The 24,362-nt window shown below is 73.0% G+C and carries 27 protein-coding genes; 9 read left to right on the forward strand and 18 right to left on the reverse strand.

Annotated elements, in window-relative coordinates; translation table 11 throughout:
* Positions 1-167 precede the first annotated feature (167 nt).
* Complete coding sequence (locus O7609_RS16045) at positions 168-1,262, reverse strand: trypsin-like serine peptidase (protein WP_269743764.1); 1,095 nt, start codon at positions 1,260-1,262, stop codon at positions 168-170.
* Positions 1,263-1,532: 270 nt separating this feature from the next.
* On the opposite strand from O7609_RS16045, the gene O7609_RS16050 reads away from it, so the two are divergent.
* Positions 1,533-2,291 carry an SAM-dependent methyltransferase gene (locus tag O7609_RS16050; RefSeq protein ID WP_269743765.1) on the forward strand — a complete coding sequence of 253 codons (759 nt, stop codon included), beginning with the start codon at positions 1,533-1,535 and terminating at the stop codon, positions 2,289-2,291.
* Here the strand turns inward: O7609_RS16050 and O7609_RS16055 are convergent.
* The 6 genes from O7609_RS16055 to O7609_RS16080 all read right to left on the reverse strand — a co-directional run bounded on the left by O7609_RS16055 (position 2,228) and on the right by O7609_RS16080 (position 7,234).
* Positions 2,228-2,857, reverse strand: coding sequence for a PH domain-containing protein (locus O7609_RS16055; RefSeq protein ID WP_269743766.1), 630 nt, complete (start codon positions 2,855-2,857; stop codon positions 2,228-2,230). The two genes, O7609_RS16050 and O7609_RS16055, sit on opposite strands and share 64 nt — an antisense overlap.
* Before the next feature lie 321 nt (positions 2,858-3,178).
* Positions 3,179-3,937 carry a succinate dehydrogenase iron-sulfur subunit gene (locus O7609_RS16060; RefSeq protein ID WP_269736283.1) on the reverse strand — a complete coding sequence of 253 codons (759 nt, stop codon included), beginning with the start codon at positions 3,935-3,937 and terminating at the stop codon, positions 3,179-3,181.
* Positions 3,937-5,691, reverse strand: a complete 1,755-nt coding sequence (gene sdhA / locus O7609_RS16065; protein ID WP_269743767.1) for a succinate dehydrogenase flavoprotein subunit — start codon at positions 5,689-5,691, stop codon at positions 3,937-3,939. The genes O7609_RS16060 and sdhA overlap by 1 nt, the downstream gene beginning before the upstream one ends.
* Positions 5,692-5,710: 19 nt before the next feature.
* Positions 5,711-6,169, reverse strand: coding sequence for a succinate dehydrogenase hydrophobic membrane anchor subunit (locus tag O7609_RS16070; protein WP_269736281.1), 459 nt, complete (start codon positions 6,167-6,169; stop codon positions 5,711-5,713).
* Between the two features lie 6 nt (positions 6,170-6,175).
* Positions 6,176-6,556 (reverse strand): succinate dehydrogenase, cytochrome b556 subunit, encoded by a 381-nt coding sequence (sdhC, locus tag O7609_RS16075; protein ID WP_269736280.1) that lies wholly within the window; start codon positions 6,554-6,556, stop codon positions 6,176-6,178.
* Between the two features lie 153 nt (positions 6,557-6,709).
* On the reverse strand, positions 6,710-7,234 hold the full coding sequence (locus O7609_RS16080) for a 2-oxo-4-hydroxy-4-carboxy-5-ureidoimidazoline decarboxylase (RefSeq protein WP_269736279.1): 525 nt from the start codon (positions 7,232-7,234) through the stop codon (positions 6,710-6,712).
* 429 nt (positions 7,235-7,663) lie between these two features.
* On the opposite strand from O7609_RS16080, the gene O7609_RS16085 reads away from it, so the two are divergent.
* The gene (locus O7609_RS16085; RefSeq protein ID WP_269736278.1) at positions 7,664-9,289 is read left to right on the forward strand and encodes a beta-N-acetylhexosaminidase; all 1,626 of its coding nucleotides are present in this window, start codon (positions 7,664-7,666) and stop codon (positions 9,287-9,289) included.
* A 100-nt stretch (positions 9,290-9,389) separates the two neighbouring features.
* Here O7609_RS16085 and O7609_RS16090 read toward each other — a convergent pair whose 3' ends face one another.
* The 4 genes from O7609_RS16090 to O7609_RS16105 all read right to left on the reverse strand — a co-directional run bounded on the left by O7609_RS16090 (position 9,390) and on the right by O7609_RS16105 (position 12,218).
* Positions 9,390-9,950, reverse strand: a complete 561-nt coding sequence (locus tag O7609_RS16090; protein ID WP_269743768.1) for a nitroreductase family protein — start codon at positions 9,948-9,950, stop codon at positions 9,390-9,392.
* A gap of 99 nt (positions 9,951-10,049) precedes the next feature.
* Positions 10,050-11,069 (reverse strand): CU044_5270 family protein, encoded by a 1,020-nt coding sequence (locus O7609_RS16095; protein ID WP_269743769.1) that lies wholly within the window; start codon positions 11,067-11,069, stop codon positions 10,050-10,052.
* Positions 11,066-11,680: an RNA polymerase sigma factor gene (locus O7609_RS16100; RefSeq protein ID WP_269743770.1), complete on the reverse strand. Its 615-nt coding sequence runs from the start codon at positions 11,678-11,680 to the stop codon at positions 11,066-11,068. The genes O7609_RS16095 and O7609_RS16100 overlap by 4 nt, the downstream gene beginning before the upstream one ends.
* 55 nt (positions 11,681-11,735) lie before the next feature.
* Entirely contained in the window at positions 11,736-12,218 is a 483-nt protein-coding gene (locus tag O7609_RS16105) for a MarR family winged helix-turn-helix transcriptional regulator (RefSeq protein WP_269736274.1), read from the reverse strand.
* Positions 12,219-12,312: 94 nt separating this feature from the next.
* On the opposite strand from O7609_RS16105, the gene O7609_RS16110 reads away from it, so the two are divergent.
* Positions 12,313-13,191, forward strand: a complete 879-nt coding sequence (locus O7609_RS16110; RefSeq protein WP_269743771.1) for a haloalkane dehalogenase — start codon at positions 12,313-12,315, stop codon at positions 13,189-13,191.
* A 300-nt stretch (positions 13,192-13,491) separates the two neighbouring features.
* Positions 13,492-14,235, forward strand: coding sequence for a DUF4333 domain-containing protein (locus O7609_RS16115; protein ID WP_269736272.1), 744 nt, complete (start codon positions 13,492-13,494; stop codon positions 14,233-14,235).
* Positions 14,236-14,393: 158 nt separating this feature from the next.
* Here O7609_RS16115 and O7609_RS16120 read toward each other — a convergent pair whose 3' ends face one another.
* Genes O7609_RS16120 through O7609_RS16130 form a run of 3 tightly spaced genes read right to left on the reverse strand, consistent with a single transcriptional unit; the run spans position 14,394 to position 15,878 of the window.
* Entirely contained in the window at positions 14,394-14,795 is a 402-nt protein-coding gene (locus O7609_RS16120) for a YchJ family protein (RefSeq protein ID WP_269736271.1), read from the reverse strand.
* A 34-nt stretch (positions 14,796-14,829) separates the two neighbouring features.
* The gene (locus tag O7609_RS16125) at positions 14,830-15,051 is read right to left on the reverse strand and encodes a DUF397 domain-containing protein (protein ID WP_269736270.1); all 222 of its coding nucleotides are present in this window, start codon (positions 15,049-15,051) and stop codon (positions 14,830-14,832) included.
* On the reverse strand, positions 15,048-15,878 hold the full coding sequence (locus O7609_RS16130) for a helix-turn-helix domain-containing protein (protein ID WP_269736269.1): 831 nt from the start codon (positions 15,876-15,878) through the stop codon (positions 15,048-15,050). The genes O7609_RS16125 and O7609_RS16130 overlap by 4 nt, the downstream gene beginning before the upstream one ends.
* A 146-nt stretch (positions 15,879-16,024) precedes the next feature.
* Between O7609_RS16130 and O7609_RS16135 the strand changes: the two genes are divergently transcribed.
* From O7609_RS16135 to O7609_RS16145, 3 genes are read left to right on the forward strand one after another with little or no spacing between them, the layout of a single operon-like run.
* The gene (locus O7609_RS16135) at positions 16,025-16,243 is read left to right on the forward strand and encodes a hypothetical protein (RefSeq protein WP_269736268.1); all 219 of its coding nucleotides are present in this window, start codon (positions 16,025-16,027) and stop codon (positions 16,241-16,243) included.
* On the forward strand, positions 16,240-16,422 hold the full coding sequence (locus O7609_RS16140; RefSeq protein WP_269736267.1) for a hypothetical protein: 183 nt from the start codon (positions 16,240-16,242) through the stop codon (positions 16,420-16,422). Before O7609_RS16135 ends, O7609_RS16140 begins: the two co-directional genes overlap by 4 nt.
* Positions 16,419-16,808 (forward strand): hypothetical protein, encoded by a 390-nt coding sequence (locus O7609_RS16145; RefSeq protein ID WP_269743772.1) that lies wholly within the window; start codon positions 16,419-16,421, stop codon positions 16,806-16,808. The genes O7609_RS16140 and O7609_RS16145 overlap by 4 nt, the downstream gene beginning before the upstream one ends.
* 124 nt (positions 16,809-16,932) lie before the next feature.
* Here the strand turns inward: O7609_RS16145 and O7609_RS16150 are convergent, their stop codons facing one another.
* The 4 genes from O7609_RS16150 to O7609_RS16165 all read right to left on the reverse strand — a co-directional run bounded on the left by O7609_RS16150 (position 16,933) and on the right by O7609_RS16165 (position 20,986).
* The gene (locus tag O7609_RS16150) at positions 16,933-17,175 is read right to left on the reverse strand and encodes a hypothetical protein (protein WP_269736265.1); all 243 of its coding nucleotides are present in this window, start codon (positions 17,173-17,175) and stop codon (positions 16,933-16,935) included.
* 122 nt (positions 17,176-17,297) lie between these two features.
* Positions 17,298-19,679, reverse strand: coding sequence for an ABC transporter permease (locus O7609_RS16155; protein WP_269743773.1), 2,382 nt, complete (start codon positions 19,677-19,679; stop codon positions 17,298-17,300).
* Between the two features lie 6 nt (positions 19,680-19,685).
* Complete coding sequence (locus O7609_RS16160; RefSeq protein ID WP_269736263.1) at positions 19,686-20,483, reverse strand: ABC transporter ATP-binding protein; 798 nt, start codon at positions 20,481-20,483, stop codon at positions 19,686-19,688.
* Positions 20,480-20,986, reverse strand: coding sequence for a PadR family transcriptional regulator (locus O7609_RS16165; protein WP_269736262.1), 507 nt, complete (start codon positions 20,984-20,986; stop codon positions 20,480-20,482). The genes O7609_RS16160 and O7609_RS16165 overlap by 4 nt, the downstream gene beginning before the upstream one ends.
* Before the next feature lie 115 nt (positions 20,987-21,101).
* Here O7609_RS16165 and O7609_RS16170 point away from each other — a divergent pair, with 115 nt between their 5' ends.
* Together O7609_RS16170 and O7609_RS16175 are read left to right on the forward strand one after the other, a co-directional pair.
* The gene (locus tag O7609_RS16170; protein WP_269743774.1) at positions 21,102-22,370 is read left to right on the forward strand and encodes an ABC transporter substrate-binding protein; all 1,269 of its coding nucleotides are present in this window, start codon (positions 21,102-21,104) and stop codon (positions 22,368-22,370) included.
* 268 nt (positions 22,371-22,638) lie between these two features.
* Positions 22,639-24,360 carry a glycoside hydrolase family 13 protein gene (locus O7609_RS16175; protein WP_269743775.1) on the forward strand — a complete coding sequence of 574 codons (1,722 nt, stop codon included), beginning with the start codon at positions 22,639-22,641 and terminating at the stop codon, positions 24,358-24,360.
* Positions 24,361-24,362: the final 2 nt, after the last annotated feature.

Below are 24,362 nucleotides of genomic sequence, written 5' to 3' on the forward strand. Positions count from 1 at the left end.
TCCTAGAGCCTGTCCGATCGGCCGGTCCGGGCGGTCGCCCGCCCCGAGGTCCCCTTCGGCTGGTGGTACCCCCGCGAGCGCCGGGGGCTCCGCCCCGCCCCGGGGTGTGGGGCGGGGCGGAGCCCCCGGGAGTGCGGACCGGGCCCGCGCGGGGCCCGGAGGGTGGGTCAGAGGGCCTGCGCCTCGTCGTACAGGTTGCGGGCGTCGTCACCGAAGTACGGGCCGAACATGGTGTCCGGCCAGAACGCGTAGCCGAAGCTGTTCACCGACGTCTGCAGGCCGGTGCCGGTCGTCTCGTCGAAGTCGGTCAGCCAGGGGCCGCCGCTGGAGCCGCCGGTCATGTCGCAGGACAGCCCGTGGTCGCTGGAGAGGAAGAAGTCCTGGAAGCTAGTGCCGCTGCAGTAGGTGAACGTCTCGCCGTCGTAGGGGTCGGCGGCCGGGAAGCCGAAGGCGTACATCTCCCGGTTGTAGCCGCTGTTGAACGACAGGCCCTGCCCGCCGACGACGTCGGTGAGCCGCTGTCCGTTCAGCTCGGTGACGACGGCGGCGCCGACATCGTAGTTGATGTCCTCGCTCGCCGTCCACTGCGGTGTGGCGAGGGTGGCCTCGGCCGCCCACTGGCCGTAGGGAGCCTGGCCGTCGTGGTAGCCGGGCACGAACACCCAGTTGGTGTGCCAGGCGCCGTCCATCTTCACGCAGTGTCCCGCCGTCATGACGGTGCTGCCGTTGGCGCTGTTGACGGCGTTGCCGGAGCAGGAGGCGTTGCGGCCCTGGTAGGTGAAGAACACCCGGCCGCCGGTGGTGGTGATCTCCCCGCCGCCCGTCCAGGGGGCGCCGCCCTCGGGGAAGGCCAGGGTGCCGACGTCCGAGGGCGAGGCGGCCGGGGCCACCGGTGTGACGGTGCTGGCCGGCCCCTCGGGGACGCGGGCCTCGACGGCCGCGCCGCGCCGGTCGGCGCGGCCGGAGGCCAGCTGGTCCAGCGGTACGGCGTCGCGCATGCGGTCCGCCGTCCAGTAGCCGCGGACCCGCTCCTGGGCGGCGGAGGTGTCGGCCGCGACGTGGACGGCCGGGTGGACGTCCACGTCGGGCGCGTCCACGTCGGGGGCGTCGACGGTGAAGGAGTCCACGTCGGGCGCGCTGGCGCTGGGAGCGTCAACGTCGGGCGCGTCGCCGGCCGCGGCCGGCGTGGCCAGCGCCCCGCCGGCGATCAGGGCTCCGACGGCGACGAGGGTGCCCAGGAGGGATCGAGGGGTTCGTCTCACGCTGACTACTCCTTCTGCGACAGCCGCGCGGGTGTGCGCACGGTCGGCGGGGCCGGGAGTCCGGATCGGCTTCCCGGGCAGACGAGTTGAGCGGTCTGGACGTAGCAGCCTGCCACCGGGGACGCTGTTTGTCAGGCCTGCGTCAACGACTGGCTGAAACGTTTCCCTACGCCTCGTGAACCCCGGGGTGTCACACCTTCCGGAGCGGATGGCGCGGCCCCTCGCGCAAATCGCTGGCCCCCTCTGGGCCGTCCGGCCCAGACTGCGCGGGTGACGTTCAACGCCAGTCTCCACGCCCACTCCGATCATCCCGTCGCGGCTCCGCTGAGCGAGGCGAACACCGAGCGGCTGCTGCGCCGGGCCGTGCAGGGCCGAACACGGCCGCGGCTTCTCGACCTCGGCTGCGGTCGGGGCGCGTGGCTGCACCGCGCCCTCACCGCGTTCCCGCAGGCCCGCGCGGCGGGGGTCGACGTCGACGCGCAGGCCCTCGCGCTCGCCCGCGCCGAGGCCGAGGCCCTCGGCGTCGCCGACCGGCTGACGCTGCACGAGACGCCCGCCGCCGAGTTCCGCGCCGGAGAGGGGTACGACGTCGTCCTGTGCGTCGGCGCCACGCACGCCTTCGGCGGGCTCCCGGCCACACTGGAGGCGGCCCGCCGCCATCTCGCCCCCGGCGGCGTCGCCGTCGTCGGAGAGGGGTTCTGGGAGCGCGAGCCGGACGCCGCCACGCTCAGGGAACTCGGTTCCACGCGCGAGGAGTTCGGCGACCTCGCCGCAACCGTCGCCCGCGTCACCGAGGCGGGCTGGGCACCCGTCCACGGCCACACCAGCACGCTGGGGGAGTGGGACGAGTACGAGTGGTCCTGGACGGGTTCCCTCACCCGCTGGGCACTCGACCACCCCGGGGACCCGCACAGCACCGAGGCCCTGCGCCGGGCCACCGCACACCGCGACGGCTGGCTGAACGGCTACCGCGGCACGCTCGGCTTCGTCACCCTCGTCCTGCGCCCGGTGCCCTCCCCCGGGGTCTGACCGCCTCCGGCCGCCTCCCAGTGCTCCACGACACGGGCGTGCGCCGCGCCCAGGGCCGCCATCGACGACGGGCGCCAGGCGTACCCCACCGGCGTCGCCAGGGGCACGGCCCGGCCGTCGGCGCGGACCGCCACCACGCGGTGCACGGCGCCGTCCCAGCGGTGCGTCAGCTTCACCGTGACGCCGGTGACCTCCGGCCAGGGCGCGAACCGGCGGCGCACCGCGAGCCCGCCGCGCGTGCGCACGCCGCGGGCGTCCACGACGGTGACGGCGCCGGCCCGGTGCAGCAGCATCGGCAGCACGGCGCTCATACCCCACGCCGTGGCCCCCAGCGGGCGGTCCGCGGCGTGGTCGGCGTCCGCGGAGACGAACCCGCACCATCCCAGCGCGGCCACGACGACCACCACCCCGGCCCAGGCGTAGAGCCGCCCCCGGCGCGGATGGCGGTATGTGACCGGCCGCGGCGGCCGCTCCCGCCCCCCGGTGCGGACCAGCAGCACGCCCGCCAGCACGACCAACACGACGCCCGCCAGACCGGTCGTCTTCCGTCCCGTCGGCTGTGTCATACCGACTGACCCCCTCACGCTCCCCGCGTCAAGGAGATCACATTCCGGTCGGGTTCCGCTCGACATAACGTCGGCCCCGCCCCTGCCTGCGACCGCCCGCGCGCTGGGGAGCCCCGCGCGGAGGCGCAGGGCGCTGGCGAGCGCAGCTCCCGGCGCCGGGCGCCGCCTGGGCAGGGACTGCCCGTGGCAGCCGGCTGCGGGCGCGTTGTGGCTGATCGCGCGGTTCCCGTGCCCCGCTGCGGGGCGTGAAAGCGGTGAGGGTCCGGTGGTGCGGAACACCACCGGACCCTCACCGTGGGGCCGAAAGCCCGGCGCTCGGCGTCAGTAGCGACGCGTGATCAGCGCGCGCTTGACCTCCTGGATCGCCTTGGTGACCTCGATGCCGCGCGGGCAGGCGTCCGTGCAGTTGAACGTCGTGCGGCAACGCCACACGCCGTCACGGTCGTTGAGGATCTCCAGCCGCTGCTCCCCGGCGTCGTCACGCGAGTCGAAGATGAAGCGGTGCGCGTTGACGATGGCCGCCGGGCCGAAGTACTGGCCGTCGTTCCAGAACACCGGGCAGGAGGAGGTGCAGGCGGCGCACAGGATGCACTTGGTGGTGTCGTCGAACCGCTCGCGGTCCTCCGCGGTCTGCAGCCGCTCACGCGTCGGCTCGTTGCCCTCCGCCACGAGGAAGGGCATCACGTCCCGGTAGGCCTGGAAGAACGGCTCCATGTCGACCACCAGGTCCTTGAGCAGGGTGAGGCCCTTGATGGCCTCGACGGTGATCGGCTTGTCCGGGTTGATGTCCTTGATCAGCGTCTTGCACGCCAGCCGGTTGCGGCCGTTGATCCGCATGGCGTCCGAACCGCAGATGCCGTGCGCGCAGGAGCGGCGGAACGTCAGCGTCCCGTCCACCTCCCACTTGATCTTGTGAAGGGCGTCGAGGACACGCTCCTTCGGGTCGATCTCGATCGTGAAGTCCTCCCAGGTGGCCTCGGCCGAGACCTCCGGGTTGAACCGGCGGATGCGGAACGTCGCGGTGATGTACGGGGTGGCGTCCTTGACCTCGTCCGCCTTGTCCAGGGTCTGGGTGCTCATCAGTACTTACGCTCCATCGGCTGGTAGCGGGTCGTCACGACCGGCTTGTAGTCCAGCCGGATCGACTCGGTGCCGTCGTCGCCGACCTCGCGGTACGCCATGGTGTGGCGCATGAAGTTGACGTCGTCACGGTTCGGGTAGTCCTCGCGGTAGTGACCGCCGCGGGACTCCTTGCGGGCCAGCGCGGAGACCGCCGTCACCTGGGCCAGCTCCAGCAGGTTGCCCAGCTCGATGGCCTCCAGCAGGTCGGTGTTGAACCGCTTGCCCTTGTCCTGCACGCTGACGTTCTTGTACCGCTCGCGCAGCGCCGCGATGTCGTCCACGGCCTCCTTGAGCGTCTGCTCGGTGCGGAAGACCATGACGTTCTTGTCCATGGTCTCCTGGAGCGCCTTGCGGATGTCGGTGACGCGCTCGCTGCCCGTGGCGTCGCGCAGCCGCTCGACCTCGGTCACGACGAACTGCTCCGGTGCCTCGGGCAGCTCGACGTGGTCCGCCGTCGCGGCGTACTCGGCGGCGGCGATGCCCGCGCGGCGGCCGAACACGTTGATGTCCAGCAGCGAGTTGGTGCCCAGCCGGTTCGCGCCGTGCACCGAGACGCAGGCCACCTCGCCGGCCGCGTACAGGCCCGGCACGACGGTGGTGTTGTCCGCCAGCACCTCGCCCTGGACGTTGGTCGGGATGCCGCCCATCGCGTAGTGCGCGGTCGGCTGGATCGGGATCGGGTCCGTGTAGGGCTCGATGCCCAGGTAGGTCCGCGCGAACTCCGTGATGTCGGGCAGCTTGGCGTCGAGCTGCTCCGGCGGCAGGTGCGTCAGGTCAAGGAAGACGTGGTCGCCCTCGGGGCCGCAGCCGCGTCCCTCGCGGATCTCGGTGTAGATCGAGCGGGAGACGACGTCACGGGAGGCGAGGTCCTTCATGACAGGCGCGTACTTCTCCATGAAGCGCTCGCCGTCCTTGTTGCGCAGGATGCCGCCCTCGCCGCGCGCACCCTCGGTGAGGAGGATACCCATGCGCCAGATGCCGGTCGGGTGGAACTGGAAGAACTCCATGTCCTCCAGCGGCAGCCCGCGCCGGAACGCGGCGGCCTGCCCGTCACCGGTGAGGGTGTGGGCGTTGGAGGAGACCTTGAAGAACTTGCCGTTGCCGCCCGAGGCGAAGATGACGGACTTCGCCTGGAAGACGTGCACCTCGCCGGTGGCCAGGTCGTAGGCCACGACGCCGGCGGTGCGCCTGACGCCGTCCACCTCGCGCAGGAGGAGGTCCAGCACGTAGAACTCGTTGTAGAACTCCACGCCCTCCTTCATGCAGTTCTGGTACAGCGTCTGGAGGATCATGTGACCGGTGCGGTCCGCCGCGTAGCAGGACCGGCGCACCGGCGCCTCGCCGTGGTTGCGGCTGTGACCGCCGAAGCGGCGCTGGTCGATGGTGCCGTTCGGGGTCCGGTTGAACGGCAGACCCATCTTCTCCAGGTCGAGGACGGCGTCGATCGCCTCCTTCGCCAGGATCTCGGCGGCGTCCTGGTCGACCAGGTAGTCACCGCCCTTGACCGTGTCGAAGGTGTGCCACTCCCAGTTGTCCTCCTCCACGTTCGCGAGGGCCGCGGCCATGCCGCCCTGGGCGGCGCCGGTGTGCGAACGCGTCGGATACAGCTTGGTGAGGACCGCGGTGCGGCAGCGCTTCGTCGACTCGATCGCCGCCCGCATGCCCGCGCCGCCGGCGCCGACGATGACGGTGTCGTACTTGTGGATCTTCATCAGCGGGTTACCTCAGCCCTCAGCGGATGTTCGGGTCGAAGGTGAAGATCACCAGCGTGCCCAGGAGGACGGTGAATGCGGTGGCGGCGTAGAGCAGCCACTTGAGCCAGAACCGGGTGCCCGGCCGCTCGGCGTAGTCGTTGATGATCGTGCGCAGGCCGTTGGCGCCGTGCAGCGTGGCCAGCCAGAGCATGATCAGGTCCCACGCCTGCCAGAACGGCGAGGCCCAGCGGCCGGCGACGAAGGCGAAGCCGATGCGGGTGACGCCGCCGTCCAGCACGAGCTGGATCAGCAGGTGGCCGATCACCAGGAAGGTCAGCAGCACGCCGGAGGCGCGCATGAACAGCCAGCCGTACAGCTCGAAGTTGCCGCGCGTCGCCTTGGGCGAGCGGGCGCTACGGGCGCGGGGCGCCTCGATCACGGGCGCCGGGTTCTCCACCGACGGGCCGTTGCTGTTGGAGTCGAGAATCACGGACATCGCGCATCAGCTCCCGAAGACTTCGTGGATCGCGTGCGAGAGGACGGGCCAGAAGGCACCGGCCATGAGCACGGTCCAGATGCCGACGACGGTCCACAGCATCTGCTTCTGGTAGCGCGCGCCCTTCGACCAGAAGTCCACGGCGATGACCCGCAGGCCGTTCAGCGCGTGGAAGAGGACGGCCGCCATGAGGCCGTACTCCATCAGCGCCACGACGGGGTGCTTGTAGAGCGCGATGGTGTCGTCATAGGCCTCGGGCGAGACCCTGACCAAAGACGTGTCCAGGACATGCACGAACAGGAAGAAGAAGATGAGGACGCCGGTGACTCGGTGAGCCACCCAGGACCACATGCCTTCCCGGCCGCGGTACAGCGTTCCAGCCGGCACGGAAATACCCTCCGGGAGCGGGGAAAGGGCCTGCCGGCTTCAGTGTCGGTCGGGCCCGGCCGGGTACGGTCCACCGGCCGCGGCCATCGTAGCGACGCCTTGTCGGTTCGCTTGCGTGGGGGGCAAAGATGTGATCAATCAGGCACGGACGGACTACGGGCTGTGAGGTGTCCGGGGCGTCGCCGCGTCCGAGACGACACGCCGCAACCGCGCCAGTGCCAGCGCGCGCAGCGCGTCCGCGGCCACCCCTCGCTCCTCCTCGGGGGAGTTCCCCAGCCGGGCCCGGATCCCGTCCAGCAGCGCGTTCAGCCGCTCGTCCGGCGGGAGCCCGTCCAGGCAGATCACGAACGCGTGCCCGAACTTGCTCTCGTACGCCGCCTGGGCCGCACGCAGCGCCGTGTGCGCCACCAGCGCGCCCGGCCCGTCGCTCACCGGCTGCTGGGCGGCCGACTCCGCCGCCCAGGCCTCCAGGATGTCCGCCTCCCGCAGGTCGTAGCTCGCCTCCTCGGCCGCCGCGAGCAGAGCGTCGTCGTTCGGGTACGGACGGTGCTCGGTCACCCGTTCCGCCCAGCGCCGGCTGCCGTAGCAGCCGAGGAGAGTGGACACGGCGGCCTCGACGGGGGCGACGTTCAGCCGGTCGAGCGGCGTGCGCGGGCCGCGCTGGGCGGGCAGGCGCATGGACTCCTCGGGAGGGGTGAAGGGGGCGTCGGGGGTTTCGGGCGCTGTCGGAGGTCTTCGGCGGTGAAAGCGGAGGGAACCGACGGAAACCGTAAGGGAGGAGGGCGGGACGGCGGAAACCCGGGCGTGGCACTCGAATGGGCTATCGGTGCCGTCCCGGGCGCCCGGCGGCGGACACCACGCGGGCCACCGTAACGGGCGAGGCGCCACACACTCCGACGGATACGCGAATTTCACCCGAACGGGACCGGTCGTCGCCCCCGGCGGGGTTGCCCGTCGTCCGTCGGGCTCGTCCGTCGGGTGTCGTCCCGGCGGGACGGCGTGGCGGGGAAGGCCGCGCCGGTTCCGGGCGCCCGGCGTCCCGCGGTCCGCGTCCGCCCTCACGTGCTCGACGCGACCTCTGCGCCGTCTCGCCCTACAGTGCGGGGTATGTCCGCCAACCGAGGGGCGCAGCCGACCGGACGCCAACCGGACGACCGGCGCCAGGCCCGACAGCGGTACGCGATCGTGGGCGCCGTCGCCCTCACCATCGCGGCGGGCAGCGTGTTCACCGCCACCCAGGTCAAGGAGGAGCCACCCGCCCCCGGCGGGCCCGCCGCCACCGACTCCCCCTCGGCCCGGCCCTCGCCCTCCCCCGAGCCGAGCTCCATACCCTCCGTCCGTGAGTGGAACCCCGGCAGCGGCCCCGGCTGGGAGCCCGGCGAGGACACCCGCGTCGTCGCCGACCCCGACAGCCCCCTGGCCGACGAGGCCCGCCTCCTCGCCCGCGAGCTCGGCGTCGAGACCACCGAGGGTCCGGCCCGCTCCGGAGACGTCGAGCTGACCCTCCGGGAGAACGCCCTCGGCGGACGTGAGGGCTACACCCTCACCACGGCCGACGGCCAGGTCCAGATCACCAGCCGCGCCGACACCGGTGTCTTCTACGGCACGCGCACCCTCGTCCAGGCCCTCCGCGCCCAGGGCCGGATGTCCGAGGGTGAGATACGCGACTCGCCCGACCGCCCCCAGCGCGGGCTGCTCGTCGACACCGCCCGCAAGCACTTCAGCGCCGACTGGCTCGCCGACCGCATCCGCGAGATGGCCGACCTCAAGCTCAACCAGCTCCACCTGCACTTCGCCGACGACCAGGGGTTCCGCGTCGAGAGCGAGAGCCACCCCGAGATCGTCTCCGAGCAGCACCTCACCAAGGACCAGGTGCGCGAGCTCATCGAGCTGGCCGAGTCCCTCCACATCACGGTCATCCCCGAGATCGACTCCCCCGGCCACCTCGGCGCCGTCCTCGACGCCCACCCGGAGCTCCAGCTCCGCGACGCCGACGGCGACCCCGTCCGCGGGGCCGTCGACATCACCGACCCGGCCGCGGCCCGCCTGCTCGACGAGCTCCTCGACGAGTACGCCGAGCTGTTCCCCGCCCGCCGGTTCCACCTCGGCGGCGACGAGTACGTCCCCCTCATGCGCTCCGACCCCGCCGCGTCCTTCCCCGGGCTCCAGCAGGCAGCCGAGGACGAGTACGGCTCCGAGGCCGGCATCCAGGACCTCGCCACCGCCTGGCTCAACGACCGCGCCGCGACCGTCCGCGAACAGGGCAAGCTGCCCCAGGTGTGGAACGACGGCATGCACGCCGACGGCGTCGTCACCCCGAGCCGTCCCCGCGAGGTGACCTACTGGACGGGCCGTGAGATCGGCGCCCGCGAGCCCGTCTCCTACCTCGAAGAGGGCTGGAACCTCGTCAACCTCAACAGCAAGTACCTGTACTACGTGCTCGGCGAGCCGAACGAGTTCGTCTATCCGACGGGTGAGGCCATTTACGAGGAGTGGACGCCCGACGTCCTGCGCGGCTCCGCACCCGTCCCCGAGGAGTACGCGAACGCCGACCGCGTCCCCGGCGGGCGCTTCGCCGTCTGGTGCGACCAGTCGGGAGCCCAGACCCCGGCCCAGGTCGCCGACGGCATCCGCCTGCCCCTGACCGCCACGGCCCAGAAGCTCTGGGACCCGGCCGAACCCTCCCTCACCTGGGACCAGTTCACCGCCCTGGCCGACCGCGTCGACGACTGAACCGCGCCCCGCGCCCCGCGTCACCGCCGCGCCGACCACGCGGGGCAGGGGCCCGGCCGGCCGCGTGAGCCGGACACCCCGAGAGGGGCCCGACCGGCGGCTACTCCGCCGGTGACCAGGGACCGGCGCGCAGGTGCGCGACGCTGTGCCGGTCACGGCCCTTCGGCGGACCGCCCGCCGCCGTGCCCACCGCGACCATGGAGACGATCGCCCAGCCCGGGGCCGGGTCGAGCTCCTTCGTCAGCCCCTCCAGGTCGAAGGCCCGGAACTGGTGCGCGGCCAGCCCCATGGCCTGGGCCTGGACCGTCATGTGGGCGACGGCCTGGCCGAGGTCGTAGTCCGCGAACTCGGAGTAGAGCAGCGACGTGTCACCGACGTGCCGACGGGTCAGCGCGACGACGAGCAGGCCCGCGTCCGTCGCCCAGCGGGCCGAGCTCGGCGCGAGGTGGGGGAGCAGCCGGTCGTGCTCGGGCTCACCGGGCCTGCCGGTGAAGAAGCCCCAGGGCTGGGAGTTCCCCGCCGACGGTGCCCACCGCGCTGCCTCCAGCAGGAGGCCGAGAGCGCCGTCGTCGACAGCCGCCGACGGGTCGAAGCGGTCGGGGCTGAAGCGCCCGGCGAGGAGAGGGTGTATACCGCTGGGCGGCTCCGGAGAGGGGTGCACACCGCAAGGCAACCGGCGCCCCCGAGCGCGTATTCCGTCCGGGGCGGGCGTCGGCACCGCCCGCCCCGGACGGTCACCTCCGGCCGGCGTGCAGGACGGCTACGGGCGCTCGCCCGTACGGTCGACGACCGCGCGTTCCAGCACTGCGCTCTGGCCGATCAGGTCACCCCTGCTCAGACCGTTGTGCTCGTCCTTCTCCGTGCGCACGGTGCGCTCACCGAGGTACTCCTTGGTCGTGCGGTCGAAGACGATCTCCGTCCGTTCCCCGCGGCTCTCCCTGGTCACCGCGATACCCTCCCGCCCCGCGGCGTCCCTCACGTGGTCCCGCACCTCCACGCCGGGGATGGTCCCGGCGGCTCGGAACAGCGCGGCGGCGACGTCCGGCGGCAGCAGCGTCTCCCGGACCATGTCCCCCACCAGCACGAACGCGTTGTGGTCGTCATCGAACTCGTTGTCGGAGGCGTGCTCGTAGAGCCAGTCGCGCATCTCCTGCGGGTCGGTGGGCAGACGCTGGAGACTCCGGTAGCTGGTGTTCGTCGGGAGGCCCGGCGTGTCCGGCTCCGTCGCCGTCCTGCCGCCGAAGTGCCCCTCGTCGACGAGCAAGCCCTCGCGGCTGCCGTCCACCGCCGTCCACAGCTCCCGCTTCTGCGGCGGGTCGATGCGGGTCTTCCCTTCCTGGAAGTACGTGCGGTAGGCGCCCTTGCTGAGCACGTACACGTACTGGTCGTCGCGGATCTCCGCCGGTGCCTTCCGGCTCTCGGCCGCCAGCGCCACGTCCTCCAGCAGCGCCACCGCCCGCTGGTCGATCATCTGGCTCTCCTGCACTCCGCCGAGGGCGGGAGTCAGGGTGAGCACGGCCGCGGTCGCCGCCGCCACCGCGGCGACGCCGAGCGCGGGCCGCAGCAGCCGAGGGCGGGGGGACCGCCCATCTCCGGTGCCGCGTCGCCGCACCCACCCGGGGGTGCGGCGACCCGTGTGCTTCCGCTCTCCCGGCTCCTCGTGCTCCTGGCGCCTCAGTTCGGTCATCAACTGCTCCCGGAGTAGTGCGTGTCGGCCCGGCGGGAGGTCCCGCTCGGGCAGCTCGGATGCGTTCGCACGTCCGGCAGGGTGGTCGCTCATGGTTGGCCCTCCTGGATGGTCCTGGCCGTGCGTATCCGGCTACCTCTGACCTGTCCGCGCCCTTCGGGTGGTTCCACGGCTTTCGCGAGTTTTCTCCTGGCCCGGGAGAGCCGGGAGCGGACCGTGCCGACCGGGACGCCCAACGCCTTCGCGGCGGCGGCGTATTCGAGCCCGGACCAGACGCACAGCGCGAGCACCTCCCGCTCCCGGCGGTTCAGGGCGCCCAGTGCGGCGCGCACGAGTTCGATCTGTCTGCGGTCGTCGATCCGGGAGGCGACCTCGTCGGCGAAGTCCCGCTGCTCCTCGGGCGGCGGGAGCCGGGCCACGGCCTCGCCGTACCGCCGCGCGGCCCGGCGGGTGTTGCGGGTGACGTTGGTGGCCACCCCGAGCAGCCAGGGCCGCACCGATCCGCCCTCCGGGTCCACCCGCCCCCGCAGTCGCCACGCCTCCAGGAACGTCAGCGACACGACGTCCTCGGCGGCCGACCAGTCACCCGTCAGCCGGAAGGCGTGGTTGTAGACCGAGCGCGCGTAGGCGTCGAACAGTTCCCCGAAGGCCTCCGCCTCGCCGGCCCGCAACCGGCGTCTCAACTCCCGCTGGTTCGTCTCCACACCCCTCCCCTGTCCGCGCGCCGCGCCCGGGTTCCCGGCGCCGGTGCGAACGCGGTCACATGGTGCGGCCGTGGTGGTCGACGAGGGTGGCGAGGAGCCGGGTCAGCTGCTCGCGCTCCGGGACCGTCAGGGGTGCGAGCACCGCGTCCTCCGCCGTGGCCAGCAGTTCGTCCAGCCGACGCAGCCGCGCGCGGCCCTGCCGGGTGATGGTGACGACGTTCCGCCGGCGGTCGGCGGGGTCGGGGGAGCGCCCGACGAGCCGTCGCTCCGCCAGCTCGTTGACGACGGCGACCATGTCGCTCCGGTAGATGCCCGTGCGGCTGCTCAGTTCCGCCTGGCTCACGGCTCCGGACTCCTCCAGCGTGGCGAGCACCGCGTAGTGCCACTTCCGGGCGTCCGCGCGGGCCAACGCCTCGTTCACGAGCCGGTCCGAGTGGATCGCGGCGAGCGACATCAGCCTGGTCGGCAGCTTCCGCAGCCGTGCGGCGGTGGGCTGGCGGTCGTCGGGGTGAGTGGTGTCGGGGGTGTTGTCGGCCATGGCGCCACCCTAGTCGTTGCGTTAGTCCCACTAACGGAATAGGTTGACGGTCAACGGCAAACGTTAGTGACACTAGCGAAACGCGGAGGCAGTCGTGCCAGTGACACGTGTGCTCGACTCGACGATGTTCCACGAGGAGACCGGCAGCGGGGCCCCCGTCGTGTTCCTGCACGGCAACCCGAGCTCCTCGCACCTGTGGCGCAACGTGCTGCCCGCCGTGGACGTGCGCGCCCGTCTGCTCGCCCCGGACCTCATCGGCATGGGCCGCTCCGGCAAGCCCGCGGTTCCCTACCGCTTCGCCGACCACGCCCGCTACCTGGACGGCTGGTTCGACCGCCTGGGCCTGGACGACGTCGTGCTCGTCGGCCATGACTGGGGAGGCGCGCTCGCCTTCGACCTGGCGGCCCGCCACCCCGGGCGGGTCCGCGGCCTCGCGTTCCTGGAGGCCATCGTGCGGCCCATGACCTGGGCCGAACTGGGGGACGGCCCGCGCTCCCGGGCCGAGGCCATGCGCGGACCCCGGGGCGAGACCCTCGTACTGGACGAGAACGCCTTCCTGGAGAGCGCGTTCACCGGTGGCGTGCTGAACCCGGTCGGCGAGGCGGACCTGCGGGCGTACCGGGCCCCCTACCCCACCCGGGAGAGCCGCCGTCCGATGCTGGAGTGGGCGCGCTCCCTCCCGCTCGACGGCGAGCCCGCCGACGTCGCCGCCCGCGTCGGGCGGTACGGCGCGTGGCTGACGGCGAGCGCGGACGTCCCCAAGCTGCTCCTCACCTTCGACTCCTCGCCCACGCTGCTGATCGGCGAGGAGCTGGCCGCCTGGTGCGCGGCCAACATCGCCGCTCTGGAGACCCGCCACTGCGGTCCCGCCGGCCATCACGCCCCCGAGGACCAGCCCCAGGCCATCGCCGAGGCCCTCACCGCCTGGCTCCACCGCCACGCGCTGACCGGCTACCGGCCGGGGCCGGGCTGACGACCGCCACGGCGGTGCCCGTCAGGGGGACCCCTGAGAGGTGACTTCGACCTGGAGACAGCGGGCCACGTACCACTCGCCTTCGTGGGTGATCGCGGCGGTGAGGTGCAGTGCGTCGGCCATATCGCCAGTCTGGCGCGGGTCGCCGAGTCAGGGCAGTGGCCCTCTCCGTGGTCACCCGTCCGGGGCGGCAAGCGCGTCCGGGGGCGAACCCGTTCGACTCGACGATCGCGTCACGGTGTTCACAGGTCGGTAACCGGGGCGATCGTCGCGGTGCGGTACGCCTATAGGCTTCTGACCATGCGATATCCGAAAATGATCACAGGGCTCGTCGCCGCCGGTCTGCTCGTCACCGGCTGTGGCGGTTCCGACGACGGGGGCGGAGAGCGCGACGGGGGCAAGAAGGACTCCGCGGCCAAGGCCGACCGCACTCCGGGGAGCGACGACGAGCCAAAGGCCGACACGGGGGCCGGGCAGGAGGAGCTGCCGGTCAAGGTCACCGGGCCCGACCAGGACGTCGTCAAGGCCGAGGACGAGGACCCCGAGCCGCCCGGGAAGCCGGAGTCCGGCGCGGACTTCACGGCGCAGGTCGAGTACAAGCTGCGCGAGTCGGTCCTGCGTGCGGCCGGGGCCGACGGCGAGACGAGCGCCACCTGTCCGGACGGCGTGACCCAGAAGGCCGGCGCCACCAGCAAGTGCACCGCGACGTACGAGGGTGCGGAGATCCCGTACGAGGTCACCATCAGCGACAAGTACGAGGAGGGCGACTTCCTCACCATGTACAACGCCAAGCCCCAGAAGGGCCTGCTCGTCGCCAAGGCCGTGCACCACGAGCTGTGGACGACCTGGGGTGAGGGCCGCGAGGCCGAGAAGCTCGCCTGCGAGGAGCTGCCCGTCGCCAAGGCCGTGGACCTGGACGCCGACACCGGTTACGTCTGCCAGGCGTGGACCGAGTACGGCGGCCCGGACCGCGACGGCGGCTACGAGACGCTCAAGGTCGTGATGGGCAACTACGGGCCCAAGTTCGAGGCCGTGGACGCCTGACCGGTCCGACCCGTCCCGAACGGCGCACCGTCCACCGGGCGCCGTCAGCACCGCCACACAGAACCGGCGGCGCTGACGGCGCCCTCGCCGTCTCCGGGACCAGCCGGGACCAGCCGGGACCAGCCCGGGCCGGCCCGGGCCGGCCCGAGCCCCGGGCGTCAGTCGGTCTCGCCGTCCACGTAGACCCACGCGCCCCGGTGCCGGACGAAGCGGCTGCGCTCGTGCAGGGAGCCGACACCGCCGGGCTCGGCGTAGTGCGCGCGGAACTCGACGAAGCCCTCCGTGCCGAAGGGCCCGCCGTCGGAGCTGCCGAGCACGTCGAGCCGTAGCCAGGTCCGCGCCGGGTCCGGACGGAGCTCGGCGGGCCGGGTGTCGGGGTGCCACGTGCGGAGCAGGTAGTCGACGTCCCGCAGGGCGAAGGCGCTGTAGCGCGAGCGCATCAGCTCCTCCGGGGTGCCCGCCGTCGCCTCGCGGGTGTGCAGCCGGCCGCAGCACTGCGCGTACCCGGCCGGGCGCCCGCACGGGCACAGCTCCTTGTCCTGACGCTCGCGTTTCGACATGTCCCCAGTGTGGACGCTCGCCCCGCCGCCGGTGTCAGCCGGGGAGGCGGTCGCCCTTGACGGCGGTGACGAAGGCGGCCCAGCCCGCGCCGGGGAAGGCGAGGGTGGGTCCGTCGGGGACCTTCGAGTCACGGACGGGCACGGTGCCGCTCGCGGCGAGGGCCGGAGCCCACTCGACGCAGCCGCCGCCTCCGCCGTTGCTGTAGCTGGACTTGACCCAGACCGCCCGGGCCCGGGCCGGGGAGAGCTCGCTCATGGTGACAGTGCCTCCGAAGCTGCCGTGAGGATCGCCGCCGTTTCCTTCGGCGAGAGGGCGTGCGCCCGAAGCCGATCGTACGCCCGGCGCCGCGCCGCGACCCGCTCCTCGTCCTCGAACAGGGTGCCGCTGTCAATGCTCTCCTCGTAGGCCACGCACGAGCGGTCGCCGAGCGTCATGAGCGTCAACGCCCCTCCCAGCAGGGCGTGTTCCCCATGGGTGAAGGGCAGCAGCTGCATCACGGTGTTCGGGGTGTCGGCCAGCACGGCCAGCCGCCGGAGCTGCTCGCGCATCACCTCCCGGCCGCCGACCGGGCGCCGGATCACCGCCTCGTCCAGGATCACCGACACCTCCGCCAGCGACTTCGAGTGCAGGAGCGTCTGGCGGCTCATCCGGGCCGCGACCTTCTCCTCGATCTCCTCCGCCGACGCGGTGTCGTTGTGCACCCGGAAGACGGCGTGGGCGTACGGCTCGGTCTGGAACAGGCCGGGGACGAGGTGGCCCGCGTACTCGTCGATCACCCGGGCCTGTGCCTCCAGCTCCATCCGGCGGCGGTAGCGGTCCGGGTGGATCTCGGTCCGCGCGAGGCCGTAGAGGCGTTCGAACAGGCCGTCGGAGCCGAACGCCGCGTCGAGTCGGGCGGGAAGCGTCGGGGGCACCATCGCCTCGGCCGTCTCGATGCGGGCGAGATGGCTCTTGCTGTAGTTGACGATGTCCGCGAGCCGCTCCAGGCTCATTCCGGCCAGCTCACGGTGTCTGCGGATCTCGGCGCCGAACAGATGACGGGCGGAACGGTGTGGCGTCAGCGGACGAGCTGGCCTGCCCATAGGGACAACTCCTTTTTCCCATCAAGGTTTAGGGGAGGTGAAGCCTCTTCAGATCGTACGCGGAAATGCCGATTCTGGAATCACCGGAAGTGGCGAACACCCCTTATCCGGCTGGTGTTCGAGAATTGGTTCGACGGGAGTACGACGTGATCGCTGAAGGATTCGCGGCGGAAGCGGAAAGCGCCGCCGAGGAGTTGCGCGGTGCGCTGCACGCGGCGGGGCTGCGCCTGCCGAGCCTGCACGTGGACGAACGCGTCTGGGACTCGCCGTCCTACGGAACCGTCCGCCTCGTCGAACTCGGCAGCGTGCCGCCGTCCGTGGCCCGGCGCCTGGCGGACGTCGTCCGCAGGGGAGCGGCGTCGTGACGGGCTGTACCGAGTGCGCCCGGCTCATGCGGGACTGCGCCGCCCTGCTGCGCAGGCAGGCCGAACACCACTGCGGCCGACCCGCCCAGCCCCCGGGCACGGGGGATCTGCGCCGCCGGGCGGTGGAGTTGAGCCGCGTCGTGCGGGAACACCTCGCCGGGCTGGAGGGGCGCCGATGAGCGCGCGGAACGACGAGGGCTACCTCTGCGACGTCGTCGCCCACCCCTTCGACGTCATCCGGGCCCCGGTGCTGCTGGCCGAACACCGGGCGCCCACCTCCCGGCTGGCCCTGGTGTGGCTGCGCGGCCAGGCCGAACGGCTCGCCGGTGCCCTCGACCCGATCCCGGGAAAAGGGGCGCTGCCGGAATCGGCCCTGCGCGTCGTGGAGAGGCCCTCGGCCACTCCCAATCCCGGCCGGATTTTCCGGGTGTGGCTTTCCGACGAGATGACCCAGGAAACGCAGCGCAGAAATCTCACCTGCGGGCACCGGGTGCACGTCGTCGCCGGAGACGAACAGGCGCTCTACGCCCTGACCGCCCGCCCGATCCCCAGCGCCTCCGCCTGACGTGTTCAGCCGCCGGCCCGGTCAGCGGTACCGGGCCGCTCGTCTCCCGGCCGGGTGCGGTGGTCCGGCGTCGGGCTGGCGGTCGCGTACCGCGGTCGGCCCGCGGGGCGGTAGACCTGGATCGTCACCCCTCTCGGGGTGGAGCGCGATGACACGAGGCCGAGCGCGGCGTCTCGTACGTCCGCCGGCCGAACAGGAACGCGTCGGCGCGCCGGTACACCCCGTTCAGGAACGTCGCGGCCTCCTCGTCGAACAGCGGCATGGCCCATCCGCCGCGCTCGAAGCCGCCGCGGCGGTCCTCGTCGGCGCCGCCGAGCCCCTGCATCACGCCGTCGACGGAGATCCACGTGGTGGTGGTGAGCTTCACGGTCGCCTTCTCCCTCTCCTCGGATCGTGTCCTTCCCCTGTATCGACCGGACCGCCGCACCGATCTCATCGGCCGGCGGTTCCGGGACGCGGGCGGACGCGCGATCCGGGACGGCGGCGCGGCTACAGGGTCTCGCTGAGGGAGTCGGCGAGACGGCGGCGGGCGGCGCGGGCGGCGGGCAGCGCGGAGACCGCGACGGCGCCGAGGACGGCCGCCGCCGCGACCCCGGCCAGTACCGGGACGGGGGGCGCCACGGCGATGCCGGCGCCGATGCCCGACGCCTCGCCCTGCGCGTCCACGAGCAGGCGCCCGGCCGGCACGCCGAGGGTGATGCCCAGGACGGCGGCGGCCAGCGCCGTGAACCCGGTGGCGAGGACGATGACGGCACTGATCTGCCGGGGGGTGAGCCCGATGGCCTTGAGCGCCAGCAGGTCGCGGCCGCGGTCGCGGACGGTCGCGCCGATCGTGGTGAGCAGCTCGGTGAGACCGATGAGGGCCAGCACGACGATGACGCCGACGAAGACGACCCGCGCGGGGGCGAGCCCGTCGGTGAAGGAGGGCGTCTTGCTGATCTCCAGGGCAGGCCCGGCCCTCCGCGCCAGCTCCTCGCGCACGGCCCCGGCGTCGGCGTCCTCGTCCAGGACGAGCTGGTAGAAGGCGGGGCGCAGGCCGGGATCGCGTTCGTTCAGCGTGTCGAGGGAGGTGGAGATGACGCGGCCGTTCTTGTCGGGCTCGATGCTGCGCCCCACGATGTGCAGGATCTGGGGGCGGCCCTCGACCGTCATGCGCACCCAGTCGCCGACCTCGACGTCCAGCAGGTCGAGCAGGCCCTGCCCGGCCACGGCCTCGTCCGGGCCGGTCGGAAGGCGCCCGTCGGCGACGGTGAACGGGTAGGGCTCCGCGGTGCTGCCGAGGCCGCGCAGGGCGATGGTGCCGGTCTGGCCGGGGACGAGGGCGGCGACCTCGGCGCCGGGGAGCGCGGCGGCCACGCCGGAGTGGGAGACGAGGACGCGGCGGGCCTCGGCGTCGGTGACCGCGCCCGGGTCCGTCACGCGGGCGGTGAGAGCGGCGGGCATGCCGACCTCGGCCGGTTCCGTGCGGAAGCGGTCCACCGTGGTCCAGGCGGTGAGCGCGACGGTGATGATGAGGAGCGGCACGGACAGGCGGGCGACCGAGGTGAGGGTGCGCGGGCGGCGCGGGCCGCCGGCGAACGCCCCGCGCCAGCCGAGGACGAGCGCGGGCGGCAGCCGCAGGCCGAGGGCGTGGCGGGCGGGCGGGGAGAGCCGTCGCCCGGCGGGCAGCGCGGCGCGGGCGGCGGGCACGGGCGGGACGCGTCCGGCGCGCCAGGCGGCGAGCGAGGTGGCGGCGGCGATGAACAGTACGGCGGCGGCGGGGATGCAGAGCAGCAGGGAGGTGTGGCCGCGCAGGTCGTCCCAGACGCCGGCGGCCTCGCCGATGCGGCCGGGTATGCGGTCGCCGAGCACGGTGATGGCGGCCGTTCCGGTGGCGACGCCCACGACGGCGTAGGTGAGGTGCTGGAGGAGGAAGGCGCTGACGACCTGGGCCGGGGTGAAGCCGACGGCCTTGACGACGGCGATGTCGCGGAGCTGGCCGCGGACGCGCGCGTTGATGGCGCCGTAGGCGGCGAGCCCGGCGGCCAGGAGCGCGCCGAGCCCGAACACGGCGAGCAGCAGCCCGAGGAGCCGGTCACCGCCCTCGGCCTCGGCGCGGGCCTGCTGCCACTTGGTGACCCGGGCGACCCGGTCGGCGCCGAGCGCGGTGACGGCGCGCTGCACGATGAAGTCGGTGTCGGCGGGGTCGGTGAGCCGCAGCCCGACGGTGTACCCCACGCCGCCGGGGGCCACGCCCGAGAGCGTGCCGGGGAGGACCCACGCGGTGCCGGGGCGCTCGCCGGGCCGGTACCCGGGCTCGGCGGTCTCCACGACGCCGACGACGGTGAGCGGATGCCGCCCCCGGTCCTCGCCGGGCACGGTGACGGTGTCGCCGGGGGAGGCGCCGAGGGCCGTGGCGAGCGACTCCTCCAGGACGACGCCGGGGTGCGGGGAGACCTGCGACGGGCTGCCACCGGACTCCCCGTCCGGCGTCCCGGTGTCCTCGGCGGTGAGCCAGCGGCCGGTGACGAGCAGGGGGCGGGCGGTGCCGGGCAGCTCGGGGCCGGTGGCGCGCAGCTCCACGGCGGCCTCGGCGCTCGGGGACGAGGCGGCGGTGCGGGTGGTGCGGTAGGGCCCGGCGACGTCGGAGACCTCGGCGAGCCGGGAGAGGCCGAGGACGGCGGCGTCGTCGGTGTCCGCGCGGGTGTGGAGCCACACGTGGGCGCCCTCGGACTGGGTGAAGACCCGCTGCCAGGGGTTCGCCGCGTAGCTGAAGAGGGCCCCGGCGAGCAGGAGGGAGGCTGTGATGCCCGCGGTGGCCAGCAGGATGAACAGGGCCTCGCCGCGGTGTGCCCGCAGGTCGGCGTGTGCCCAGCGCAGTACGGCCCGCACGGTGGCTCAGTCCTTCAGTTCCAGCGTGCCCGACACGCCGCCCGTGCGGGGGCGGTCCGGGGTGCCGCCGAGGTGCGCGTCGTCGGCTATGCGGCCGTCGAAGAAGCTGATGACGCGGTCGGCGGCGCTGGCCACCCGGGCGTCGTGGGTGACCAGGACGATGGTCTGGCCGCGCTGGTGGAAGCGGGAGAGCATGCGCAGCACCTCGCGGGTACCCCTGCTGTCGAGGCTGCCGGCGGGCTCGTCGGCGAGGAGCAGGGCCGGCCGGTTGACCAGGGCCCGGGCGAGGGCCACGCGCTGCTGCTCGCCACCGGAGAGCTCCCCGGGCATGGCGTGCTCCTTGCCGCCGAGCCCGAGCTCCTCCAGCAGCTCCTCGCGGGCGGCGCGGGCGGCCTTGGGCCCGGTGCCGGCGAGGAGGGCGGGCAACTCGACGTTGTCGGCGACGGTGAGGTCGGAGATGAGGTTGAAGAACTGGAAGACGACGCCGATGCTGCGGCGGCGCAGCACAGCCCAGCGGGCCTCGTTGTAGCCGTCGACGCACCGGCCGTCGATCCACAGGCTGCCCTCGTCGGGGCGCTGGAGGCCGCCGAGGAGGTGCAGGAGGGTGGACTTGCCGGCGCCGGAGGGCCCGGTGACCGCGACGAACTCGCCGCGCCCCACGCTCAGGTCGACGCCGCGCACCGCCGGTACGGGGGTGCCCTCGCCGTGGTGGGTCTTGGCGAGCCCCTCGGCGCGCACGATGGGCTCGCCGCCGTGCCCGCCGGGGGCGGGTGGCGCGTCGGAAGCCGCGCGTGACCTTCTCAATCCAGCTCCTCCTGGCAGAGCTCCAGCCAGTCGAGGTCGGCCTGCAGATGCAGCATGGCGCCCTCGATGAGCAGATGGGCGACGCGGTTGTCGCGGTCTTCGGTCGCCGCGAGTTTGGACAGGTCGCGCATGGTGTTCAGGTACTGGCGCCGTTGGTTGTTGATCAGCGTGACCGGGTCCGCCATGCCGGAGTGCGGGGCGAGCGCGAGCTTCATGAAGAACTCGTCCCGCACGCGTGGCTCGGCGGCCGTCTCCTCGAACCACGACTCCACGGCCTCACGTCCGGCGTCGGTGAGCCGGTAGGTCCGCTTGTTCGGCCGGTTGCTCTGCTCGACCTCCTCGCCGAGGATGAGCCCGGCCTTCTCCAGCCTGCCGAGGGTGACGTAGATCTGGCCGATGTTGGGCTGAGGGTACGCGGCGCCCAGCAGGGACTCAAGGGCCTGCTTCAGCTCGTAGCCGTGGGCCGGTCCGCGGGCCAGGAGGGCCAGGAGCGGGAGACGCAACGGCGGTCTCCTCCTCCCGGCCCTGTGGTGCTCGTGCACCCCTAGTATCGCGTATGCCTAACAGGTATACATGGGCGGGAAGGCCGTGCGAGGGAGCCGGTGGCCGGGAGGACCGATGCGGTGGAAGCGTGCCGCGGGCAGAGGGCTGCTGGCCGGTGCCGTGCTGCTGGCGGCCTATGCCGGATGCGGCGTCCCGTCCCTGAGCGGGGGCGGTGAGCGCGGTCCGCTGACGCTGGCGACGGCCGGTGACCTCACCGAGTACCTCGGTCCCCTCCTCGACGGGTGGAACCGCACGCATCCCGGAGAAGAGGTCACCCTCGTCGAGCTCCCGGACTCGGCGGACGAGACGCGGGCCCAGATGATCACCGAGCTGCGCTCGGGCAGCGAGCGGTTCGACGTGCTCAACATCGACGTCGCCTGGACGTCGGAGTTCGCCGCGGCCGGCTGGATCAACCCGCTGAACCGCGACGACTTCCCGCTGAAGTCCTTCCTCGCGCCGGTCGTCGACACGGCGACGTTCGGCGGCGAGCTGTACGCCGTCCCGTACGTGACGAACGCGGGGCTGTTGTACTACCGCAAGGACGTCCTGGACCGGGAGGGCGAGGAGCCGCCGCACACCTGGGCAGAGCTGGAGCGGCAGGCGAGGACGATCGCGCCGGCGCACGGGCTGGAGGGCTACGCGGGCCAGTTCCTGCCGTACGAGGGGCTGACGGCGAACGCGGTGGAGGTCGTCCGCTCCGCGGGCGGCTCGTTCCTGGACGACGAGGGCACGCGGGTGACCGTCGACTCGGCCGCCGCCGCGAAGGGCCTGACCTTCCTGGCCGACGGGGTGCGGGACGGCTGGATACCGTGGGAGGCCCTGAGCTACAAGGAGGAGGAGTCCCGGCTCGCGTTCCAGAACGGCGAGCTGCTCTTCCTGCGCAACTGGCCCTACGTGCACGGGCTGGCCGGTGCGCCCGGCTCGGAGGTGGCCGGGAAGTTCGGCACCGTGCCGCTGCCCGGGCTGGACGGCCCGGGCACGAGCGTGCTGGGCGGCTCCAACCTCGCCGTCTCCACCCACTCCCGCCACCCGGACTCGGCGGCGGACCTGATCGCGTACCTGACGAGCGAGCGCGTGCAGCGCCGTGTGCTGACGGACGGCTCGCTGCCCCCGGTGCGCGCCGACCTGTACGCCGACCCGGAGCTCGTGCGCGAACACCCGTACCTGCCCGCGCTGCGGGAGAGCGTGCTGGCCGCCGAACCCCGGCCCAAGAGCGCCCGGTACGACCAGGTCAGCCTGGCCGTGCAGGCGGTCGTGCACGACACGCTGGCGCTGCGGCAGTCGCCGGAGGACGCCGTCGCCCGCCTCGGGCGGGAGCTGGCCCGGATCGCCGACGCCGGCTGACCGGGCCCTGCGGCCGGGCGCCCGGCCGCAGGGCCCGGTCCGTCCGTCGCCCCTTCTCCCGGCGCGGCCCTAGTTACACGTTAGGCATGCCCGGGTCTCGGGCACGTCACGATCCCCCGTCATGAGCTGGCCTCCTCCACGATACCGGTCGGTAAGGCGTTGACACCCCCGTGAAGTCGCTACTTAACATGCATGCATAACGACGGTGCATACGGCCCGTGGCCGCGCACCAACGGAACGCACAGCACAAAAAGTCGAGGTCAGCGGGATGCTCACAGCAACGGCCGGAGACGGCTCTCTCCCCCACCTGGGCCGGCAACGCCACTGGTGGCGAGATGCCGTGATCTACCAGGTCTACGTCCGGAGCTTCCTGGACAGCACCGGCGACGGCATCGGGGATCTCGCCGGCGTCCGCTCGGGGCTGCCCTACCTCAAGAAGCTCGGGGTCGACGGCATCTGGCTCAGCCCCTTCTACCCCTCGCCCCAGCACGACCACGGCTACGACGTCGCCGACTACCGCGACGTCGACCCCGTCTACGGCGACCTCGACGAGTTCGACCGGCTGGTGACCGACGCCCGGCGCCTGGGCATCCGGGTCCTCCTGGACATCGTCCCCAACCACTGCTCCGTCGAGCACCCGCACTTCCGCGACGCCCTGGCCGCCGGGCCCGGCAGCGCCGCCCGCGACCGGTTCCACTTCGCCGACGGCCGCGGCCCGGACGGCGGCGAACCGCCCAACAACTGGCGCGCCATGTTCGGTGGCCCGGCATGGACCCGCGTCACCGAGCCGGACGGCACGCCCGGCCAGTGGTACCTGCACCTCTTCACGCCCGAACAGCCCGACTGGAACTGGCGGAACCCCGAGGTCGCCGAGGACTTCGACGGGACCCTGCGGTTCTGGCTGGACCGGGGCGCGGACGGCTTCCGCATCGACGTCGCCGCGGGCCTCTACAAGCACCCCGAACTGCCCGACTCGCCCGACCCGGAGGCCGACGAGCGCGCCCGCGACTCGGTCAACCCGCTGGCCTGGAACCAGGAGGAGGTCCACCGGGTCTGGCGCGCGTGGCGGGCGGTGTGCGACGAGTACGCCGCCCGCGACGGCCGGGAGCGGCTCCTGGTCGGCGAGGTCTCCGTGCCGACCGCCCGGGAGCACGCCCGCTACGTCCGGCCCGACGAACTGCACCAGGCGTTCTTCTTCGACCTGCTGAGCGCCCCCTGGGACGCCGAGGCGTTCCACCGCACGATCAGCGAGGCCATGCGGGACATCGCCGGCACCGGGTCGACTCTCACGTGGGTGCTCAACAACCACGACCAGGTGCGCACGGTGACCCGGTACGCGGGCGGCGGCTCCGAGGGCGGCACCCTCGGCGCTGCCCGTGCCCGCGCCGCCGCCCTGCTCATGCTGGCGCTGCCGGGAGCCGCCTACGTCTACCAGGGCGAGGAGCTGGGCCTGCCCGAGGTCGTGGACCTGCCGGACGACGTCCTCACCGACCCCATCTTCCGCCGCACCGGCAGCCGCGCGCGGGTCCGGGACGGCTGCCGGGTGCCGCTGCCGTGGAGCGGGCACGCCTCGCCCTTCGGCTTCACGGCCGCCGCCCCCGGCGCGACCGCCGCCCGCCCGTGGCTGCCGCAGCCCGCGTACTTCGCCGAGCACGCCACCGACCGCGCCCTCGCCGACACCCGCTCGTCGTGGCACCTCTACCGCGACGGCCTCCACTTGCGGCGCAGCCTGCCGCAGTTGGGCGAGGGCTCGCTGCGCTGGCTGGAGACGCCGCCGGGCGTGCTGGCGTTCGTCCGCGGCGACGGGCTGGTCTGCGCCGTCAACTTCCTCACCGACCCGGTGCCGTCGCCCGTTCCGCACGCTCCGCTGCTGGCCAGCGGCCCGTGTCAGGAGGGTGTCCTGCCGGGCTCGACCGCCGCCTGGTACATGAGCGACCCGATCACCGAAGCCCCGGCCGAGGCGACGGCCGACATCCCCGAACCCCGCTGAAC

This window comes from Streptomyces sp. WMMC1477 (assembly GCF_027460245.1).
Classification (GTDB): Bacteria; Actinomycetota; Actinomycetes; order Streptomycetales; family Streptomycetaceae; genus Streptomyces.

Bases quoted from the DNA above. Each gene is read 5' to 3' on its own strand.
- O7609_RS16175 (WP_269743775.1), top strand. From the start codon at position 22,639: ATGCTCACAGCAACGGCCGGAGACGGCTCTCTCCCCCACCTGGGCCGG.
- O7609_RS16105 (WP_269736274.1), bottom strand. From the start codon at position 12,218: ATGGCCGACAACACCCCCGACACCACTCACCCCGACGACCGCCAGCCC.
- O7609_RS16080 (WP_269736279.1), bottom strand. From the start codon at position 7,234: ATGCGCCTGCCCGCCCAGCGCGGCCCGCGCACGCCGCTCGACCGGCTG.
- O7609_RS16085 (WP_269736278.1), top strand. From the start codon at position 7,664: ATGTCCGCCAACCGAGGGGCGCAGCCGACCGGACGCCAACCGGACGAC.
- sdhA (WP_269743767.1), bottom strand. From the start codon at position 5,691: ATGAAGATCCACAAGTACGACACCGTCATCGTCGGCGCCGGCGGCGCG.
- O7609_RS16145 (WP_269743772.1), top strand. From the start codon at position 16,419: ATGAGCGCGCGGAACGACGAGGGCTACCTCTGCGACGTCGTCGCCCAC.
- O7609_RS16055 (WP_269743766.1), bottom strand. From the start codon at position 2,857: ATGACACAGCCGACGGGACGGAAGACGACCGGTCTGGCGGGCGTCGTG.
- O7609_RS16095 (WP_269743769.1), bottom strand. From the start codon at position 11,069: ATGAGCGACCACCCTGCCGGACGTGCGAACGCATCCGAGCTGCCCGAG.
- O7609_RS16170 (WP_269743774.1), top strand. From the start codon at position 21,102: ATGCGGTGGAAGCGTGCCGCGGGCAGAGGGCTGCTGGCCGGTGCCGTG.
- O7609_RS16130 (WP_269736269.1), bottom strand. From the start codon at position 15,878: ATGGGCAGGCCAGCTCGTCCGCTGACGCCACACCGTTCCGCCCGTCAT.
- O7609_RS16125 (WP_269736270.1), bottom strand. From the start codon at position 15,051: ATGAGCGAGCTCTCCCCGGCCCGGGCCCGGGCGGTCTGGGTCAAGTCC.
- O7609_RS16060 (WP_269736283.1), bottom strand. From the start codon at position 3,937: ATGAGCACCCAGACCCTGGACAAGGCGGACGAGGTCAAGGACGCCACC.
- O7609_RS16115 (WP_269736272.1), top strand. From the start codon at position 13,492: ATGCGATATCCGAAAATGATCACAGGGCTCGTCGCCGCCGGTCTGCTC.
- O7609_RS16070 (WP_269736281.1), bottom strand. From the start codon at position 6,169: ATGTCCGTGATTCTCGACTCCAACAGCAACGGCCCGTCGGTGGAGAAC.
- O7609_RS16120 (WP_269736271.1), bottom strand. From the start codon at position 14,795: ATGTCGAAACGCGAGCGTCAGGACAAGGAGCTGTGCCCGTGCGGGCGC.